Origin of the sequence: Streptomyces sp. NPDC092952 (genome assembly GCF_044754785.1) — a bacterium.
Taxonomy (GTDB): domain Bacteria; phylum Actinomycetota; class Actinomycetes; order Streptomycetales; family Streptomycetaceae; genus Streptomyces.
This window is the reverse complement of the sequence record NZ_JBIVPT010000036.1, coordinates 1-16,747: the sequence shown is the minus strand read 5'-3', so window position 1 is coordinate 16,747 and position 16,747 is coordinate 1. Positions and strand designations below refer to the sequence as shown.

10 protein-coding genes and 6 pseudogenes are annotated in these 16,747 nt (G+C 69.8%); 7 read left to right on the top strand and 9 right to left on the bottom strand.

What is annotated here, in order from left to right:
- Positions 1-189: 189 nt before the first annotated feature.
- Positions 190-1,129 (top strand): annotated as a pseudogene (locus ACIQGQ_RS36225) (transposase); the annotation flags it as partial.
- Positions 1,130-1,163: 34 nt separating this feature from the next.
- Here ACIQGQ_RS36225 and ACIQGQ_RS36220 read toward each other — a convergent pair.
- Positions 1,164-1,412: pseudogene (locus tag ACIQGQ_RS36220) on the bottom strand (DinB family protein); the annotation flags it as partial.
- Positions 1,413-1,545: 133 nt separating this feature from the next.
- Between ACIQGQ_RS36220 and ACIQGQ_RS36215 the strand changes: the two are divergent.
- The 4 genes and pseudogenes from ACIQGQ_RS36215 to ACIQGQ_RS36200 form a co-directional block, all read left to right on the top strand.
- Positions 1,546-4,425, top strand: a pseudogene (locus ACIQGQ_RS36215) (Tn3 family transposase); the annotation flags it as partial.
- Between the two features lie 275 nt (positions 4,426-4,700).
- Entirely contained in the window at positions 4,701-5,831 is a 1,131-nt protein-coding gene (locus ACIQGQ_RS36210; RefSeq protein WP_402404633.1) for a tyrosine-type recombinase/integrase, read from the top strand.
- Positions 5,828-8,239: a tyrosine-type recombinase/integrase gene (locus ACIQGQ_RS36205; RefSeq protein ID WP_402404630.1), complete on the top strand. Its 2,412-nt coding sequence runs from the start codon at positions 5,828-5,830 to the stop codon at positions 8,237-8,239. Before ACIQGQ_RS36210 ends, ACIQGQ_RS36205 begins: the two co-directional genes overlap by 4 nt.
- Positions 8,240-9,165: 926 nt before the next feature.
- Positions 9,166-9,438: pseudogene (locus ACIQGQ_RS36200) on the top strand (Tn3 family transposase); the annotation flags it as partial.
- A 14-nt stretch (positions 9,439-9,452) separates the two neighbouring features.
- On the opposite strand, the gene ACIQGQ_RS36195 reads toward ACIQGQ_RS36200, so the two are convergent.
- From ACIQGQ_RS36195 to ACIQGQ_RS36175, 5 genes are all read right to left on the bottom strand, one after another.
- Entirely contained in the window at positions 9,453-10,421 is a 969-nt protein-coding gene (locus ACIQGQ_RS36195) for an arsenic resistance protein (protein WP_402404690.1), read from the bottom strand.
- A 118-nt stretch (positions 10,422-10,539) separates the two neighbouring features.
- The gene (locus ACIQGQ_RS36190) at positions 10,540-10,968 is read right to left on the bottom strand and encodes a MerR family transcriptional regulator (RefSeq protein ID WP_402404627.1); all 429 of its coding nucleotides are present in this window, start codon (positions 10,966-10,968) and stop codon (positions 10,540-10,542) included.
- Positions 10,969-11,002: 34 nt separating this feature from the next.
- Positions 11,003-11,320 (bottom strand): hypothetical protein, encoded by a 318-nt coding sequence (locus tag ACIQGQ_RS36185; RefSeq protein WP_402404624.1) that lies wholly within the window; start codon positions 11,318-11,320, stop codon positions 11,003-11,005.
- Positions 11,301-11,747, bottom strand: coding sequence for a MerR family transcriptional regulator (locus ACIQGQ_RS36180; protein WP_402404620.1), 447 nt, complete (start codon positions 11,745-11,747; stop codon positions 11,301-11,303). The genes ACIQGQ_RS36185 and ACIQGQ_RS36180 overlap by 20 nt, the downstream gene beginning before the upstream one ends.
- A complete protein-coding gene (locus ACIQGQ_RS36175; protein WP_402404617.1) occupies positions 11,744-12,079 on the bottom strand; it encodes a hypothetical protein in 336 nt (111 codons plus the stop codon). The genes ACIQGQ_RS36180 and ACIQGQ_RS36175 overlap by 4 nt, the downstream gene beginning before the upstream one ends.
- Positions 12,080-12,357: 278 nt before the next feature.
- On the opposite strand from ACIQGQ_RS36175, the gene ACIQGQ_RS36170 reads away from it, so the two are divergent.
- Entirely contained in the window at positions 12,358-13,275 is a 918-nt protein-coding gene (locus ACIQGQ_RS36170) for a recombinase family protein (RefSeq protein WP_402404614.1), read from the top strand.
- 39 nt (positions 13,276-13,314) lie between these two features.
- On the opposite strand, the pseudogene ACIQGQ_RS36165 reads toward ACIQGQ_RS36170, so the two are convergent.
- Together ACIQGQ_RS36165 and ACIQGQ_RS36160 are read right to left on the bottom strand one after the other, a co-directional pair.
- A pseudogene (locus ACIQGQ_RS36165) lies at positions 13,315-13,644 on the bottom strand (DinB family protein); the annotation flags it as partial.
- A gap of 209 nt (positions 13,645-13,853) precedes the next feature.
- A pseudogene (locus tag ACIQGQ_RS36160) lies at positions 13,854-14,837 on the bottom strand (transposase); the annotation flags it as partial.
- A 71-nt stretch (positions 14,838-14,908) separates the two neighbouring features.
- Here ACIQGQ_RS36160 and ACIQGQ_RS36155 point away from each other — a divergent pair.
- The gene (locus ACIQGQ_RS36155; protein WP_402404611.1) at positions 14,909-16,207 is read left to right on the top strand and encodes a serine hydrolase domain-containing protein; all 1,299 of its coding nucleotides are present in this window, start codon (positions 14,909-14,911) and stop codon (positions 16,205-16,207) included.
- A 215-nt stretch (positions 16,208-16,422) separates the two neighbouring features.
- On the opposite strand, the gene ACIQGQ_RS36150 is transcribed toward ACIQGQ_RS36155, so the two are convergent.
- On the bottom strand, positions 16,423-16,747 hold a 325-nt coding region (locus ACIQGQ_RS36150), incomplete at its 5' end, for a transposase (RefSeq protein ID WP_402404608.1).

Here is a 16,747-nt window from a genome sequence, read left to right as displayed (position 1 = left end):
GCAGAGGGACGCCTTGTTGAGCCTGTCGGGTCGTACTCGCCCCGGCAGGTTTGGATCGATGTGGCATCTGGCATCGAACGACGTCTCGTACTACGTCGCTCACCTGGGGATTCTCCGGACACGGGGGCGGCCTTCGTCTGATCATGTGCTCCGACCAAGGTGCACGTGACCACGACGAAGGCCGTGAGGGTGAGTCTGCTGCCTGATGCGGTCCGGAGGGAAGCGTTCGCGGAAGCGTCACGCTTCCGGGCCGAGTTCTATGAGTGCCTGACCGCCCGGCGTGACGAACTGTTCGAGCTGACGGACGCGCTGCTGTGCTTCGACGGGCCGGTGGTCTCGCCGGTGGACCTGACTTTGGTGCCCGAGCACCGTCGTGGGCACGGAGCGTTGTACGGAGCCCTCAACCACGGCCGGATCGACCTCGACAGGTTGCGGTCCCTGCTCGCCGACATGCCTGCCGCGCTTCGATGGTGGTCGTCTGGTGCTGGCGGTGGATGTGTCGCCGTGGCTGAGGTCGGACGCGCCGTGCTCGGCGGACCGGCTGTTCTGCCACGTCTACGGGCGGGCAAAGTCCGCGTCGCAGTTCATCCCGGGCTGGCCGTACTCCTTCGTTGCCGTTCTGGAGCCCGGCGCCACGTCGTGGACCGGGATCCTGGGTGTGGTCCGGCTCGGACCCGAGGACGATGCGACCGCGGTCACCGCCGCCCAGCTGAGGGCCGTGGCCGAACGGCTCATCGCGGCTGGCCAGTGGACGCCCGGAGAGCCGGACATCACGATCGTCATGGACGCCGGCTACGACGTCGCCCGTCTGGCCTGGGTGCTGTGGGATCTCCCCGTCGAGCTGGTCGGGCGGATCCGCAGCGACCGGGTGATGCGTCTGCCGAAACCACCGAGGATGCACGGCGTCAACGGTCGGCCGCCCAAGCACGGGCCGGAGTTCCGCTTCGCCAAGCCCGAGACCTGGGCTGACCCGGCGATCACCACGGCCACCGACACGGTGAACTACGGAAAGGCCGAAGCCCAGGCGTGGGACCGGGTCCACCCGAGACTGACCCACCGCTCGGCCTGGCTGGAGCACGACGGCGAACTCCCCATCGTGGATGGGACTCTGGTCCGGTTGAAAGTCGAGCTCCGGTCGACTGCTGCTTGGCACCGCACCCGGCTCATACTCGGTGCGGTGCGGCTCCGTCCTTCCAGCGGTAGAGGTCGCGCAGCAGGGAAATCTCGGCGCCGTGATGGATCAGCTCCCTGTTGACGTGCAGGACCCTGTTCTCCATGGGATACGGTTCGGGACCCATCGCGGGCGGATTGTCCAGGTCGGTGTCCGAGAGTTCGCGGACCCCCGCGTTCCATCTCCCGTACATCTCGTCGAGCTGTTTTAGCGCCTCGTCGGCGGTTCCTGCGTAGGTGAACGGCCTCGGGGAACATCGGTACAACGGTTATCGGTGAGAACGATCATGGCCGTCTAGCACGGTGATCCACTTCGCCGCAGGGGTTCGGTGAAACGCCTCCGGGCCTGGTCCGGGGCTGGCTACGGTCCGGCTCGTGCCGGTGGAATCTCTGAGCGATGAGCAGGCCGAGGCGTACGGGACGTTCGCCGAGGAGCCGACGAGGCCCGAGCTGGAGCGGTTCTTCTTCCTGGACGACGTGGACCGGGACCTGATCGCCCTGCGGCGGACGGAGCATCACCGGCTTGGGTTCGCGCTCCAGATGTGCACGGTTCGGTATGTCGGGCTGTTCCTGGAGGACCCGCTCGCGGTGCCGTGGCCGGTGGTCGAGCACCTGGCCGTGCAGCTCGGCGTCGAGGACCCGTCGGTGGTCAAGCGGTACACGGAGCGGCGTCAGACGCTGTACGACCACGCGTGGGAGATCCGGGACGCCTACGGCTACCACCCCTACGAGGACGCCGAGTGGGGCCGGCGGTTCCGTACGTTCCTGCACGGGCGGGCGTGGACACACGCCGAGGGGCCGAAGGCGCTGTTCGACCACGCGGTGGGCTGGCTGCGCCGTCACCGGGTCCTGCTGCCTGGGGTGTCCGTGTTGGCCCGGCAGGTGTCGGAGGCGCGGTCGGTCGCGGAGAAGCGGCTGCACGCCACGGTCGCGGGCGCCGCCCGCCGCGCGGACCCGGCGCTGCCCGGGGATCTGGTGGCGACGCTGAAGACGCCGGAGGGCTCGCGGTTCTCGAAGCTGGAGCGGCTGCGCCGGCCGCCGACGCGGACGACGGGCACGGCGTTCGCCCGCGCGCTGGAGCGAGTGGACGAGATCGGCGCGTACCGGCTCGGTCGGTTGAGGCTGTCGCAGATCCCGCCGAACCGGATGGCGGCGCTGGCGCGGTACGCGCTGGGGTCGAAGGCGCCGCTGCTGGAGCGGGCGCAGGAGCCGAAGCGTACGGCGATGCTCACCGCGGTGATGCGGCATCTGGAGGCGAAGGCGATCGACGAGGCCCTGGACCTGTTCCAGGTCCTGATGGCCACCCGGCTCTTGAACACGGCGAAGCGCAAGACGGAGAAGGAGCGGCTGTCGACGCTGCCGCAGTTGGAGAAGGCGTCGCGGGTGCTCGCGCGGGCGGCGAAGGTGCTGTTCGAGGAGCTGGAGCTGGTCGAGGAGCAGGAGACGGACCTGGACGTGGCCGCGCTGCGGGCGGCCGTGGAGGAGGTCGCCCCGCGGGCCGCCGTGATGAGCGCGGCGGCGACCGTGGTGACCTTGGTGCCCGAGGACGAGAACTCGGCCGAGGTCGCCATGCGGGCCGCGCTCGCGAACCGGTACGCCACGGTGCGCCCGTTCCTCGCGCTGCTGGGCGAGTCGAAGGCGCTGGACGCGGCGAGTGCCGGGAAGCGGGTCCTGGCCGGGGTGCGCGGGCTGCCTGCGTTGGCGCGGCGGAAGGTGGGGGTCAAGCCGCTGCTGCCGCGCGAGGTGGACGACAAGCTCGTGCCGCCGGCATGGCGCAAGGCGGTGTACGCCAACCCGGATCTGCCGCAGGGCGCGGTGGACCGGGACGCCTACGTAGTGTGCGTGCTGGAGCAACTGCACCGGGCCCTGAACAACCGCGACGTCTTCGCCGCCCCGTCGCACCGCTGGTCCAACCCGCGCGCCCGGCTGCTGGACGGGCCCGACTGGGACGCGGTCGAGGAGGACGTCCTGGCGGCCCTGAGCCTGGACATGCCCGTCACCGAACACCTGGCGGAGCTGGTGCGGGGCCTGGACGCCGGATGGAAGCAGCTCGCGACGCGCCTGGAGGAGGCGGGGCCGGCGACGAAGGTCTCCATCGAGGTCCAGGACGACGGGCGGGTGAAGCTGAACGTCGACAAGCTCGGCGCCCTCGGCGAGCCGAAGTCCCTGACCTGGCTGCGCCAGCGGGTCGAGAAAATGCTTCCGAAGATCGACCTGCCGGACCTGCTGTTCGAGGTGAACGCCTGGACCGGGTTCCTCGACGCCTTCGTCCACCTCGGCGACGGCACCACCCGGATGAAGGACCTGCCCACCTCGGTGGTCGCGCTGCTGGTCTCCGAGGCGTGCAACATCGGCCTGGCCCCGGTGGTCAACCCCGGCTACGAGGCCCTGACCCGGGCCCGGCTCGTGCACGTCGACCAGTACTACCTGCGCGCCGACACCATCGCCGCCGCGAACGCCGCGCTGATCGCCGCCCAGGCCGGCATCCCGATCGTGCGGTACTGGGGTGACGGGCTGCTCGCCTCCGTGGACGGGCTGCGCTTCCAGGTGCCGGTGCGCACCATCAACGCCGCTCCGTCGCCGAAGTACTTCGGGTTCAAGCGTGGCATCACCTGGCTCAACGCCGTGAATGACCAGGTCGCGGGCATCGGGCAGATGGTCGTCCCCGGCACGCCGCGCGACTCCCTGCACATCCTGGATGCGCTGCTGAACCTCGATGGCGGGGTGAAGCCGGAGATGGTGGCGACCGACAACGCCTCGTACTCCGACATGGTGTTCGGCCTGTTCAAGATCCTCGGCTACAACTTCAGCCCCCGCTTCCGTGACCTGGACGACCAGCGGTTCTGGCGGGCCACGATGCCCGGCGTCGAGACGGGGACGTACGGCGCGGTGGAGGACCTGGCCCGCAACCGGGTCAACCTGAACAAGGTGATCACGCACTGGCCGGACATGCTGAAGGTCGCCGGTTCCCTGGTCACCAACCAGGTCCGCGCCTACGACCTGCTGCGGATGTTCGGCCGCGACGGGCGCCCGACCCCGCTCGGGGCGGCGTTCGCCGAGTACGGGCGGATCGCCAAGACCGAGCACCTGCTGCGCGTGGTCGACCCGGTCGACGACACCTACCGCAGGCAGATGAACCGGCAGCTCACCGTGCAGGAGTCCCGCCACAAGCTCGCGCGGGACGTGTGCCACGGCAAGCGCGGCACCATCCACCAGGCGTACCGCGACGGCATGGAGGACCTGTTGACCGAACTACCGGGGCGTGAGGCGACGAGCCCCCGGAGATCGACGCACGGTGACGGGACCAAACACCAGGCCGGTCAGCTCCCCTCGGGAGCCGCGCCACACCACCGTCCTGATGTGCTGTCATCACGAGTTGTTGGAGACCACAGCAGCGCGTGGAGGCTCAGGTGCAAGAGGGCATGCGGTTACGGGATGTCACGGCGCTCACGGTGCCGAGGGTCGGCCGGGTCGAGGAGACCGGCGATCCGTCGCTGCCGTACCGGCTGCTCGACCAGGACGGGAGTGAGGTGGAGGCAGTCAGCGAGTTCCTGCTCGACATGCTCGCCGACGACGACAGCTCGGCCTCGCTCCGCTCGTACGCGTACGAGCTGCTGGCCTGGTTCCGGTTCCTGTGGGCTGTCGACGTACCGTGGGACCGGGCCGGCCGGGCGGAGGCACGAGACTTCGCACTGTGGCTGAAGATGGTCAAGAAGCCGCCGCGTCCCCGGCGGCCGGACGCCCCGGCGCCTGGGTCGGTCAACCCGGTGACCGGCAAGCGGTACGCGGGCGAGAACTACGCGGCACGCACCCGGAGGCACGCGCGGGCAGTCGTCCGCAGCTTCTACGAGTACCACCGTGACATGCACGGACGGCCACTGCTCAACCCGTTCCCGAAGACCAAGCGCGCCGAGGACGAGCACCTCAACGCCCACCACAACCCGATGCACGCCTTCAAGCACCCTGTCCGCCGGGCCCCCTACCAGCCGAAGGAACCCCGGCGAACCCCGCGCGGCATCCCCGACCAGGCATTCAACGAACTGTTCGCGGCCCTGCCCTCGCACCGCGACCGCGCGCTGGTCGCCTTCTACATCTCGGCTGGCCCGCGCGCCTCGGAACTTCTCGGCGTCAGCCGGGACCGGGTCAGCCCCGGTGACCAGACGATCGGCGTCATCCGCAAGGGATCGCGGGCCCTGCAATGGATCCCCGCCTCCAGCGACGCGTTCGTATGGCTGCGCCTCTACCAGCAGCAGATCCGCCCGCAGGCCCTCGACGGGCCGGAGGAACCGCTGTGGTGGACGCTCCGACGCCCGATCAGGCCGTTGAGCTACGACGCCGCACGCATGGTGTTCACCCGGGCCAACGAGACCTTGGGAGCGAACTGGACCCTGCATGACCTGCGGCACAGCGCGGCCAAACGCATGGTGCGCGACCCCAAGCTCTCGCTCACAGATGTCCAGTGGGTCCTTGGCCATCTCCACATCAGCACCACTGAGCAGTACCTCGAACCCGCTGAGGACGAGGTCGTCGCGCACGTGCTGGCCCACCACGCCCGGCAGGCTGCGGAGCCCGTCAAACCGGTGATGCCCGCTCCCGGCTACCGCTCCGAGGTTCTCCATACGCTGCTCGGCACGGCGGCCCTCGGTGGAGGCCCGGGATGACCACCGCGACCATGACTGCCCGGCCCTCCGCCCCCGTCCGTCACGCCCCCTTGCCTCCCGGCCAGGAGAAGCGCGAAGCGCCGGCGACCTGGTGGCAGACGGAGGAACCGCGCGAACAAGTGCTGGAGCGCACACTCGCGCTGCCGTTCACCGCAGACAGCGACGCCAACCTGCGCACACGGCACCGCGGTCTGATCAAGCTGCTGGACTGGCTGGAGGACCAGCCCGGCCGCACCTGGCAGGAGCGTTGGATGGCCAGCGGAGCCGAGGACGCAGGCCGGGAGTGGACGCGGCTGCCGATGCAGTGGCTCGCCGAGCACCAGCGGGCACGCAAGTACGACCGCGCCGATCTGTGCTGCGGCATGATCCCGCTGCTGGGTGGCCAAGTCGTGCGCCCCGCCTACCGGTGGCTACTGCGGCAGCGCCCTTCGCAACTGCTGGCACACATCCGCAGCGTCACCGATCCCGACGGCTTCGCGGCGCTCAAGGACCAGTACACGGCCACCGGCCACGCGGGAGCCAACGACTGCAACAACGCACTCAACCGCGTCACCTGGATCGTCACCCGCAAGGGCGGCACCGTCCACGACGTCACCATCGGCGACTGCGTCGAGCTGCAGCACGCCATCGGCGAGCACCAGACCAACGGCTACCACGGCAAGCACCTCTTCTACGCGCTCCTCGCGGGCCTCGGCGTCTTCGGCCCCGACGCCCCGGCACGGCTGAAGACGGTGATGCTGCCGGGGCAGCTGACCCCGGCAGCCCTGGTCGACCGGCAGGGCATCACCTGCACCGCGATACGCGACCTCCTGGTCGACTACCTCACCGAGCGCGCGGTGGACGTCGACTACACCACGCTGGAAGACATGGCCCGCACCCTGGCAGGACTGTTCTGGCGCGACCTGGAAGAACACCACCCGGGCATCGACTCGCTGCGGCTGGACGCAGACATCGTCACCGCCTGGCGGGAGCGCGTCCGCATGGTCCGTGACCGGCACGGCACCCCCATCCGGCCGCGAGTCAACGCGCACACCGTGTTCAGCTGGGTCCGCACGTTCTACCAAGATCTCGCCCGCTGGGCCGCCGACGAACCGACGCGCTGGGGCCCGTGGGTGGCACCCTGCCCGGTCCGCGACAGCGACACCGACCACAGCAAGAACCTCGCCCGCCGCAAGGCAGCCATGGACCAGCGCACCCGCACCCTGCTGCCCGCACTCCCGGCCCTGGTCAAAGCCGTCGAGCGCCAACTCAAGGACGCCCAGACCTGTCTCGCCAACGGGCGGGAGACCCCGGCCGGAGCTCCGTTCACCACTCCGGCGGGCGAGAGCCTCCTCCGCCGCGCCGGAGCGTCCTCCCGCGTCTACGCCGACGACCCCGCCACCGGCCGGCGCCGGGACCTGACCGTGGAAGAGGAACGCGCCTTCTGGGCCTGGGCCATCGTCGAAGTCCTTCGCCACACCGGCATGCGCATCGAGGAAGCACTCGAACTCACCCACCACAGCTTCGTCGCCTACCAGCTGCCCACCACCGGCGAGATCGTGCCCATGCTCCAGGTCGCCCCGTCCAAGCTCGACCAGGAGCGACTGCTGCTGGTCTCACCCGAGCTCGGGGAGGTGCTCACTGCGATCATCCATCGCGTCCGGCGCGGGCAGCAGGCCATGCCCCTAATCGCCGCCTACGACAGTCTGGAACGGCTCTGGAGTGCACCGATGCCGTTCCTCTTCCAGCGCCGCTGCGGCCCAGAAGACCGGGCGATCCCGCGCAACTACATCTATACCTGCCTCAACGACGCCCTCGCCGCCAGCGGGCTGACCGGGCCGGGCGATGAGCAACTGCGATACACGCCGCACGACTTCCGGAGAATCTTCGTGACCGACGCCCTCCGCTCCGGCCTGCCCCCGCACATCGCCGCCCGCATCTGCGGCCACCGGATGGTCAACACGACTCTCGGCTATGCCGCGATCTATCCCGAGGACGTCATCAACCACCACCGGTCCTTCATCGCCCGCCGCCGGTCACTGCGACCCGGGGAGGAGTACCGCGAACCCACCGCGCAGGAATGGCAGGACTTCCTCGCCCACTTCGAGCTGCGGAAGGTCGCCCTCGGCGTCTGCGCACGCGACTTCGGCACCCCCTGCGTCCATGAACACGCCTGCATCCGCTGCCCCGTCCTGCGGCCCGATCCCGAGCAAATGCCCCGCTTGGAGGAGATCCACGCAAACCTGCTCGACCGGCTCCAGGAGGCCAAGGAACAGGGATGGCTCGGCGAGGTCGCCGCGATCGAGGCCAGCCTCGCCGCCGCCGAGCAAAAGCTCGCCGCCATGCGCGACCTCGCGGCCCGGCACACCACCGTCCACCTCGGCATGCCCGACTTCCGCACCGCCGCCGGCAGGCTCTCCCCTGAGTGAGGCATGGCATGTGATCACGGTGTGCGCTAGCGAAGTTGATGAAACTGCCCGCATCGATCAACTCGGCCCGGCAAGATGATCGTCGTGGAAGCAGAGGTATCAGCGGGGTTGATCGGCCTAGTGGGGGCCACGTTCGGAGCGATCATCGGTGGCGGCGCATCACTGGTCGCTACTGGATTGACCCTCAGACATCAGAGGACTGAGGCTCGTGAGACCCGTCTCGCGGAACTGCGCATGGCATCCACGGACGCAACCGCAACAGAGCTCATTCGTCTCGACCAGTACCTCAGATCGATTACTTTCACGGACGCACCTGGGGAGGATCGACGGCACTGGGTGAGAGGTGCTGCCGACCACTTGAGAGCGATCCGCCTCGCAGCAGCTCGTATCCCTGATCGAACAGTGCGCACAAGGCTTGCCCTGCCTTTGGATCTTGCTTCGGAGTATCGGGCCGCTCCCCACTGGCAGGAGATCCAGTGGGTTAGCGAGATGGCCAAGGATGCGCTCGAAGTCGTATTTGCCCATCAGCGAGGCGATGAGCTGCCTGAGCCGTCCCAGTTCGTCCTCTCGGCACAGACGCAATTCGCAGACTGGGTGAGGCGTCGACAAGAAGAGGTCGAAGCGTGGCAGCGGGAGGATCGCGAGAGGGCTGCGCAAAGGGCACGCGAAGGAGAAGCGCGCCAGCCCCCGCCATCGTGAAATCTGTTAGGCAGCGTCCGTGAGTTCCCTGCTGCCGCCCTGGCCCGCCACCGTTCCGTGCTACTCAAATTTGGATGGCACGAATCTGCCAATCATCAACCTTCACTGGCAGAGGGCGTCCGCGACACGCCCGAGGGAGCCGACCCGCCCAACTTCTCCACAACTACTTTCCGTGGTGGTCGTCGGGCGAAGGCGTACTTACCGCTGTGCTGGGCTAGTTCGGATAAGACCAGCTCGGCGCGCTCGGCCTGGTCCTCAACGCCATCGTGCTCTGGACCACGAAGTACATCGACGCCGCCGTCGCCCAGCTCCGCGCCGAGGGCCACGAAATCCCGGGCGAGGACATCGCCCGGCTCTCCCCGCTCAAGCACCGCAACCTGAACCTGCTCGGCCGCTACAGCTTCACCGCCTCGACCCCGGCCGCCGGCGCCCTGCGCCCGCTGCGCGACCCGGACACGCCCGAGCTGGACGAGGACGACGACGGCGCCGAGCAGGAATGAGCGGTGTCGTCGTTCTACTCCTGGCCCGCGCGGGAGCCGGCACTGGGAAGCGGAAGCAGGCGGGGAACCGCCCGGACGTACACGATCATGCCGATCACTTCGACGAGGGTCTGGGTGACTACGACGACCGCGGCGACGGCCAGGGCGTCGGGCAGGGCCAGTGCGAGGGGGAGGACGACGAGGGAGTTGCGGGTGGCGCCGGTGAACACGATGGCCCGCCCGTCGGGGGCGGTAAGGCGGAAGAGTCGGGCGACGCCGAGCCCGGCGAAGGCCATCACGAGCAGGAACAGGACGTAGAAGGGCACCACCTTGGCCACGTCGGAGAGGCTGTCGCCGAGCTTGGGGACCTGGGAGGCAACGACGGTCATCAGGGTGGCGGCCATCAGCGGGACCATGGTGGTGCCCATCGCGTCGGAGAACTTCCGCCCGGCCGTCCGGCGGGCGGCCCACGCCTGGGTGAGCCAGGCCAGGGCGAGGGGGATGACGATCAGGATCAGGAACGCTTCGAGGAACGGCCCCGCCTCCACGATGTCGGCCAGGCCCGAGCCCATGAACAGCAGCAGGAAGACGGGCAGCAGGATCATCTGGGCCAGCAGGAGCAGCGGGGTCGCGGCCAGGAGGCGCTGGCTGCTGCCTCCGGCGAGGCCGGAGAAGACGATGACGTAGTCGACGCACGGGGCCAGCAGGACCAGCAGCACACCGAGGCGGACGGCCTGGTCGGCGGGCAGGAACGGGAACATACCGGCCACGACCAGCGGCACGACGACGAAGTTGACCACCAGCGTGGCGGTCAGGAACCGGCCCGCGCGCAGCGAGCGGAGCAGGTCGGCCGCGGGTACCTGGAGGAAGGTGACGTAGAGCAGGACGGCGAGCACCGGGTTGATGGCGTGCTCCAGGCCGGGACCTGCGCCGGGGGCCGCCCAGCCGACCAGGCCGCCGGCCGCCAGGGCACCGATGTAGACGGCGACCTGATGGCGCTCCATGGCTTCGACCAGGCCGGATGACTGTGACAACGGACGTGCTCCTTGCTCAGGGACATGGTGAGAGAGGGAAGGGCCGGGCCCACGGGGCCCGGACTGGGGGGCGGGGACGGGATGCCGGTCAGGCCGGAGGCTCGGCGGGAACGCGGCTGAGGAAGGCGCACTGCGGGTCACAGCGGTCCTCCCGGTCGGGCAGCTCGTCCAGGTGCTCCACGGCCTGGTGGAGGGAAGCGGTGAACGCGGCCAGCTCCGCCGTCCGCCGCTCGGCCTCCTCGATCCGGGCCACGACCCGCTCCCGCAGATCGGCCTTCACCTCTTGGCAGGCCCGCGCCTGCCACACCCCGAGCAGCTCGGCGATCTCCTCCAGCGGCAGGCCCAGGTGCTTGGCCGCTGAGATGAACGCGAGGCGGTCGACCGCGTCCTGCCCATACAGGCGGTAGCCGGCCGGGGTCCGCTCTGCGGGCAGCAGACCAGCGGTCTCGTAGAACCGCAGGGTGGTCGCCGGGACACCGCTGCGTGCCGCGAGCTGGGAGATCCGCATCGTGCTCATCCCCCGACCGTAAACCTTCCACCCGACTCGAAGGTCAAGCCCTCCCGCCCCGGCCCCCGATCTTCAACGGCTCGCCCGACGCCTTGCAGCCGCACCCGTCCCCGCCTGCGGCCTTCGGCCCGCAGGAACAGGAACCGCGGCGCTGTCCGAGCCACCAGGCCCCGGCGGCGAGCACTGCCAGGACGACCGCGATGGCCGGCAGCCAGCCCACCACCGCCCCGGCCCCCGCACCGAGGACCCCGGCCGTGATCAGGACCGGAAGCGCGCAGCACGCCACGCAGGCCAGCGCGGCCAGGCCGCCCAGGGCTTTCGAGGCGCGGTGGGGGCGCGGGTCAGCAGCAGGGTCCGGCATGGCGGTTCTCCTCGGCGAGGTCGGTGAACGGGATGGGGCAGCAGGAGCTTCCAGCGCAGACGGTCAGGTCGTCGCACCCGGCTTCGACGGCCGCGGCGAGCGCGCTGCGGATGGTGGTGAGGTCGGCGATCTTCGCGTCGACCTCGGCGAGCTTCGCCGCGGCCCGCTCCTGGAGACCGGCGACGGGCCGGCCGTGCCGGTGACGGCCCGCCTCCAGCAGCTCGGCCACCTCCTCCAGCGTGAACCCGAGCCGCTGCGCCGCCTTGATCACCCGCAGCGCGGTCACCGCGTCCTCGCCGTACAGGCGGTGGCCGCCGTTGCTGCGCTCCGGCTCGGCCAGCAGCCCGCGCCGCTCGTAGTAGCGCAGGGTCTGGATGTTCACCCCGGCCGCCTCGGCGACCTGCCCGCTGCGCAGCCCCGCGCTCACCGCCGGCCACCGGCGGTGGTGGTCCGGGCCGCCAGGGCGTCCAGGACCGCGGCGTGCTCCTGGTCCACCGCGATGTCCAGACCGATCAGGTCCTCGCCCGGGGTGACGGTGAAGGTGAAGAACGAGCAGCAGCCGCCCTCCCGCCCCGCCAGATCCCGCACCCGCTCCTCGACACCGGCCCCGCCGGCCAGGTCCAGGTGCAGCCGCAGCGGGCCGGGCCGCGACACCGCGGTCAGCCGCTCGGCGAACAGCCCGTCCCACTCGGCGACCCGCAGGGGCCGTTCCTCGGTGGGCAGCGTGCAGGACTGCGGCACCCACGCCAGATCGCTCATCGCTCACTCCCGTCGTCACGTCCCCGGTGGGGACACCTCCGACGGTAAACCTGTACCCAGGTACCGATTGCAAGCCCTGGAGAGGCGGCGGGCGCCGAGGGCCTGACCACCCCTGCCTGTCGGCAAACGATCGTTTGCCGACAGGAGGGCGGGGCGTCCAATGAACCCGTGCAATCCGGGGGTCCGCGGCAGTGCGAATCCAATCAGATCCGATGGTGATTGCTGACAGGGTTTGACGACAGATAGGGTCCGATCCTCCGTACGGAAGGGGCCCCTCGGTGGCGAACCTGGTCTACAAGCGGGTCTCGACCGACCAGCAGTCCACCGCCCGGCAGGACCTCGTCCTGGCCGAGGCCGGGATCGAGGACCCCGTCGTCTTCGAGGAGGACCCGGGCACCTCCAGCCGCCTCCACCCGCTCCAGCGTCCGAAGTTCGGCGAGCTGCTGACGTACGCGCGGCCGGGCGACACCATGCACATCTCCGAGATGTTCCGCCTCGTGCGCGGCAACCAGCACATCCTCGACGTGCTCGACGTCCTGCACCGTGACCGTCTCGCGCTGCGCATCCACGACGGAGCGTTCTCCGCCATGGACCTCACCGCCCGACACCCGCGCACCGGCGAGCTGCTTTCCACCGTGAAGTTCATGGTGCAGACCCTCGCCGCCGCCGGCGAACTCCAGCGCGACCTCCAGCGCGAGCTGACCTACGACGGACTGCGCGCCGCCGAGGCCAAGGGCAACAAGGGCGGGCGCCGCCCCGCCGTCGCGGGCGCGACGGCCGCCGACGTGCGCACCGCGTACCTCGAAGGCCGCTCCATCGCCGCACTCGCCCGCGACCACAGGGTCAGCCGCGGCGCGATCCGGACCGCCGTCGCCGACCTCCTGCCCGAGCACACCGCCAGCGAGGAGGCCGCGCCCGCCCCGGAGCTGCCGGTCGCGCTCGACATGCCGGGCAAGGTCGCCGACTACCTCCGTACCACCGAGCTGGAGCCCGCCGAGCGGGCTGCGCTCGACCAGGGGGTGACCGTACGGCGCGGCCAGGGCTACACCCTGCGCGTCAGCGCCGTCCCCGCCGTACACCGCCAGCTCCTGGCCCGCTGCCAGCCGCTCGACGGCGGCCAAGGCGTCCCCACAGCCCCGGCTCAGCGCAAGGCCCGCCGCGAGTACGAGAACCGGGTCAGTGCCCTCACGCCCTGACCATGATCGTTCTCACCGATAACCGCTGTACCGATGTTCCCCGAGGCCGGTGAACGCCTCGGCGTCGAAGTCCTGGCCGTCGAAGTACCACTCGACCCGATAGGCCAGGCACGAGACGATGATGTGCGCCAGCCGCCAGGCAATCGTGGTCACCGGCGCCGGCTCCGGGGCAGGGGACGCGAAGTCCATCGTCCACTCCCCTGAACCCGCCGACATCGGTGCGGCCGACGTGCCACGTGGGCGGATGCTCCAGCAGCCGCGCACCGGCTCCCAGAAGTACTCCTCGTCGGTAAGACCGTCCAGCCGTGGCCGCAGGTTCTTGCGCCAGTACCAGTCCAACTGCTCCGCGATCCGCTCGCTTCTTGTCATTGCCGCACACTACAGACCCGTCGAACAGAGCGTGCCGGCCTGGTGGACGCAGGAAGACTCCGGCTATGCCGTCCGGCAGCGCGACCTGGGATTTCTGGGTAACAGGACACCGGTCCCGATGTTGCCGGTCGCGCTGATGAAGTCTTCGTGGTGGTGGTGCGAGAATTGGGCTGACTTGAGGGCTCGGTGACTTATCGGTGGCACTGCTGCAACCAGATCGGCAGCGGGTCACCACCGTCGGGCAGGCGGTCGACCCGCAGGCGGATCAGCGTTCCCTTGACGATGGGCGGTTCGCGGTCGTGGTTGATCCAGGCGGAGCGGGTGGTGAGCCTCGGGTGGAGACGGTCCCAGACCATCGCTTGTGCGGTGCCGTAGCGGTCGGTGACCTGGACTGTCGCCGCGTCGGGTTCGCCCCAGGTCTCGGGCTTGGCAAAGCGGAACTCCTTGCCGTGCTTCGGCGGCCGCCCGCCTCGGGGACAGGCGTTGGCGTACTCCAGCTGCGTGGGTGTTGGCCGGCGCATGACGCGGTCCGAGCGCATCCGGCCCAGGATCTCGACGGGCAGCCCGTCGAGAAGGTGAGCCATGCGCGGGGCGTCGTAGTCGGCGTCGAAGACGACGAGGATGTCCGGATCGCCCTCGCGCCACCGAGCGCCGGCGATGAGGTCTTCGACCACGCGGCGGACCTGGACGGCGGTGACCTCGGCGGCGTCGTCCTCGGGTCCGAGCCGGACGGCTTCGAGTAGCTGGCACCAGGAGGTGCGGCCTGATTCGAGGGCGGCGACGAACGAGTACGGCCAGCCGGGGATCATCAGGTGCTGGTCCCGCCCGCGGCCGTAGGTGTGGCAGAACAGGCAGTCCGGGCTGCACTCGGCGTCGGGCCGTAGCCAGTTGGTCACGTCCACGGCCAGGACCAGATGGTCGTCGGCCGCCGTCGGTTGTGGCAGTGCGGCAAGCGTCCGCCGCAGCCGGCCGGTGTCGACACGGCCTTCGTTCAACGCCGCGTACAACGCGCCGTGCCCTCGGCGATGCTCGGCCAGCAGTGTCAGATCCACCGGCGTCCTCACCGGCCCGTCCGCACACAGCAGGGCGTCCGTCAGCTCGAACAGTTCGTCGCCATACGCGTGCAGGCACACGTAGAAGTCATGCGGACGGACTGGTACTCCAGCCAGCCCCGGAAGCTGAGACGGAATCAGGGATCCATCAGGGTGCTGTCGGGGGCGGTCCCTGATTCGTCGCACCACGGCCGTGCGGCACGGTCGTGGGCATGACTTTCAAGCCTCCTTCCTCCAACGTCGGGACCGCGACGACAGCCGGCCGACGCAGGCGGGTGCCGATGGCGGCGCTCGCCTGCGTGGTGCTCGGCGCGGTGGCGCTGGGCACGGCCGTCCCGGCGGTCGCGGCGCCCGCCGCGCGGCCTTCCGCCGCGGCCGACACCACCGGCAACCGATTGCCGGAGCTGGATCCGCAGGCGTTGCGGCATGCCCTGTCGAGCGCGCCCGACCGCGTCACGGGCGTGCTGGCACGCGTGAGCGGGCCGGACGGCCACTGGACCGGGACGTACGGCACCGCCGACATCATGACCGGCGCGCCGGTGCCGGTGGACGGCCGGTTCCGTCTCGGCAGCGTCACCAAGACCTTTATCGCCACCGTGATGCTGCAACTGGCCGCCGAGGACCGCGTCGACCTCGACCTGCCCGTCCAGCGGTACCTGCCGGACGTCCTGCCCGACAGCTATCCGCCGATCCCCGTCCGCACCCTGCTCAACTTCACCAGCAGCCTTCCCGAACTGACCCCGGACGACCTGCCGACCACCCCGGACGGCATCGTCGAGCACCGCTTCGACAACCACCCGCTCCCCGAACTCGTCGCCAAGGCCGTCCGACACGAACGCCCCTTCGCCGAACCCGGCCGCATGCAGGTCTACGGGGCCACCGGCTACTACGTCGCCGCCATGCTCGTCGAGCACCTCACCGGACACACCTACCAGCAGGAGATCACCACCCGGATCCTGCAACCGCTGCACCTGCGCGACACCACCGCCCCGCAGACCGACACCACGATCCCCGGCCCCCACTCCCACGGCTACATCGCCGTACCCCGGCCGGACGGCGGATCGCAACTGGTCGACATCACCGAACAGAACCCCGGCGCCGGAGGCATGATCTCCACCACCGCCGACCTCGACCGCTTCCTGACCGCACTCTTCCGGGGACGACTGCTGCCCCCGACCGAGCAGGCGGAACTGTTCGACGTCCCCCACGTCCCCTACCTCGACGACACAACCGACGACCCGGGACAGGGCAACGCCTACTACTCCGCCGGCCTGATGCGCGCGACCCTGCCCAACGGCGTGACGGTGTGGGGCAAGACCGGCACCACCTTCGGCTACACCAACGGCATGTTCACCACCCGCGACCTGCGCCGCCGCCTGGTGTACTCCTTCAACCCCACCACCGGCGGCGGCAACGACCTCGCCCTGGTCACCCGGATCCTGTCTGCAGCCTTCGCCCCGCGAGCGTCACACCTCACGGCTGACGATCACCTCGCCGAACACGGCTCCTGACGCGTAAGCCGGGCGCCCGACACCACGCGCCGATCCGACAAGATCGACCGGACAGGGCGTATCGGCTCAAGGTCGACGGTTTGGCCATTGGAACGACCCTGGTGATCCGTGCCACCGCTCCTTTCCTCGCCACCTTGTGCCTGCAGCAGTAGCGACCCCAAGCCAGCCTCCTGTTTCTGTGTTGCCGCCGCCTATTGGTCAGAAACTCATGGATTTCACTCGTCGAGGATGTAGCGGACATGCTGGCTGCCGAAGTGTCCGCGCACGATGTGGGGTTGGCGTTGTCGGCGGTGGAAGAACCGGCGGGTTTCGGCGGCGAGTTCGGCCTGGTTCCTGGCCCGATGGGTGTGCGGCAGGCTGCGCTTGAGGTCGGCGTTGACCAGCTCGTCGGGGTTCAGCTCGGGTGAGTACGACGGCAGGAAGTGCAGCTCGATCTCGCTGGCGTGGTCGGCGAGCCAGGCCCGGACGGCCTTCGAGCGGTGGGCCGAGTGCCGGTCGACGACCAGGTGGACCTTGCGGTCGAAGTGCCCGACGAACCGG

Excerpts from the sequence above, each read along its gene's own strand:
- ACIQGQ_RS36205 (WP_402404630.1), top strand. The coding sequence starts at position 5,828 with ATGACCACCGCGACCATGACTGCCCGGCCCTCCGCCCCCGTCCGTCAC.
- ACIQGQ_RS36195 (WP_402404690.1), bottom strand. The coding sequence starts at position 10,421 with ATGGAGCGCCATCAGGTCGCCGTCTACATCGGTGCCCTGGCGGCCGGC.
- ACIQGQ_RS36190 (WP_402404627.1), bottom strand. The coding sequence starts at position 10,968 with ATGAGCACGATGCGGATCTCCCAGCTCGCGGCACGCAGCGGTGTCCCG.
- ACIQGQ_RS36185 (WP_402404624.1), bottom strand. The coding sequence starts at position 11,320 with ATGCCGGACCCTGCTGCTGACCCGCGCCCCCACCGCGCCTCGAAAGCC.
- ACIQGQ_RS36175 (WP_402404617.1), bottom strand. The coding sequence starts at position 12,079 with ATGAGCGATCTGGCGTGGGTGCCGCAGTCCTGCACGCTGCCCACCGAG.
- ACIQGQ_RS36155 (WP_402404611.1), top strand. The coding sequence starts at position 14,909 with ATGACTTTCAAGCCTCCTTCCTCCAACGTCGGGACCGCGACGACAGCC.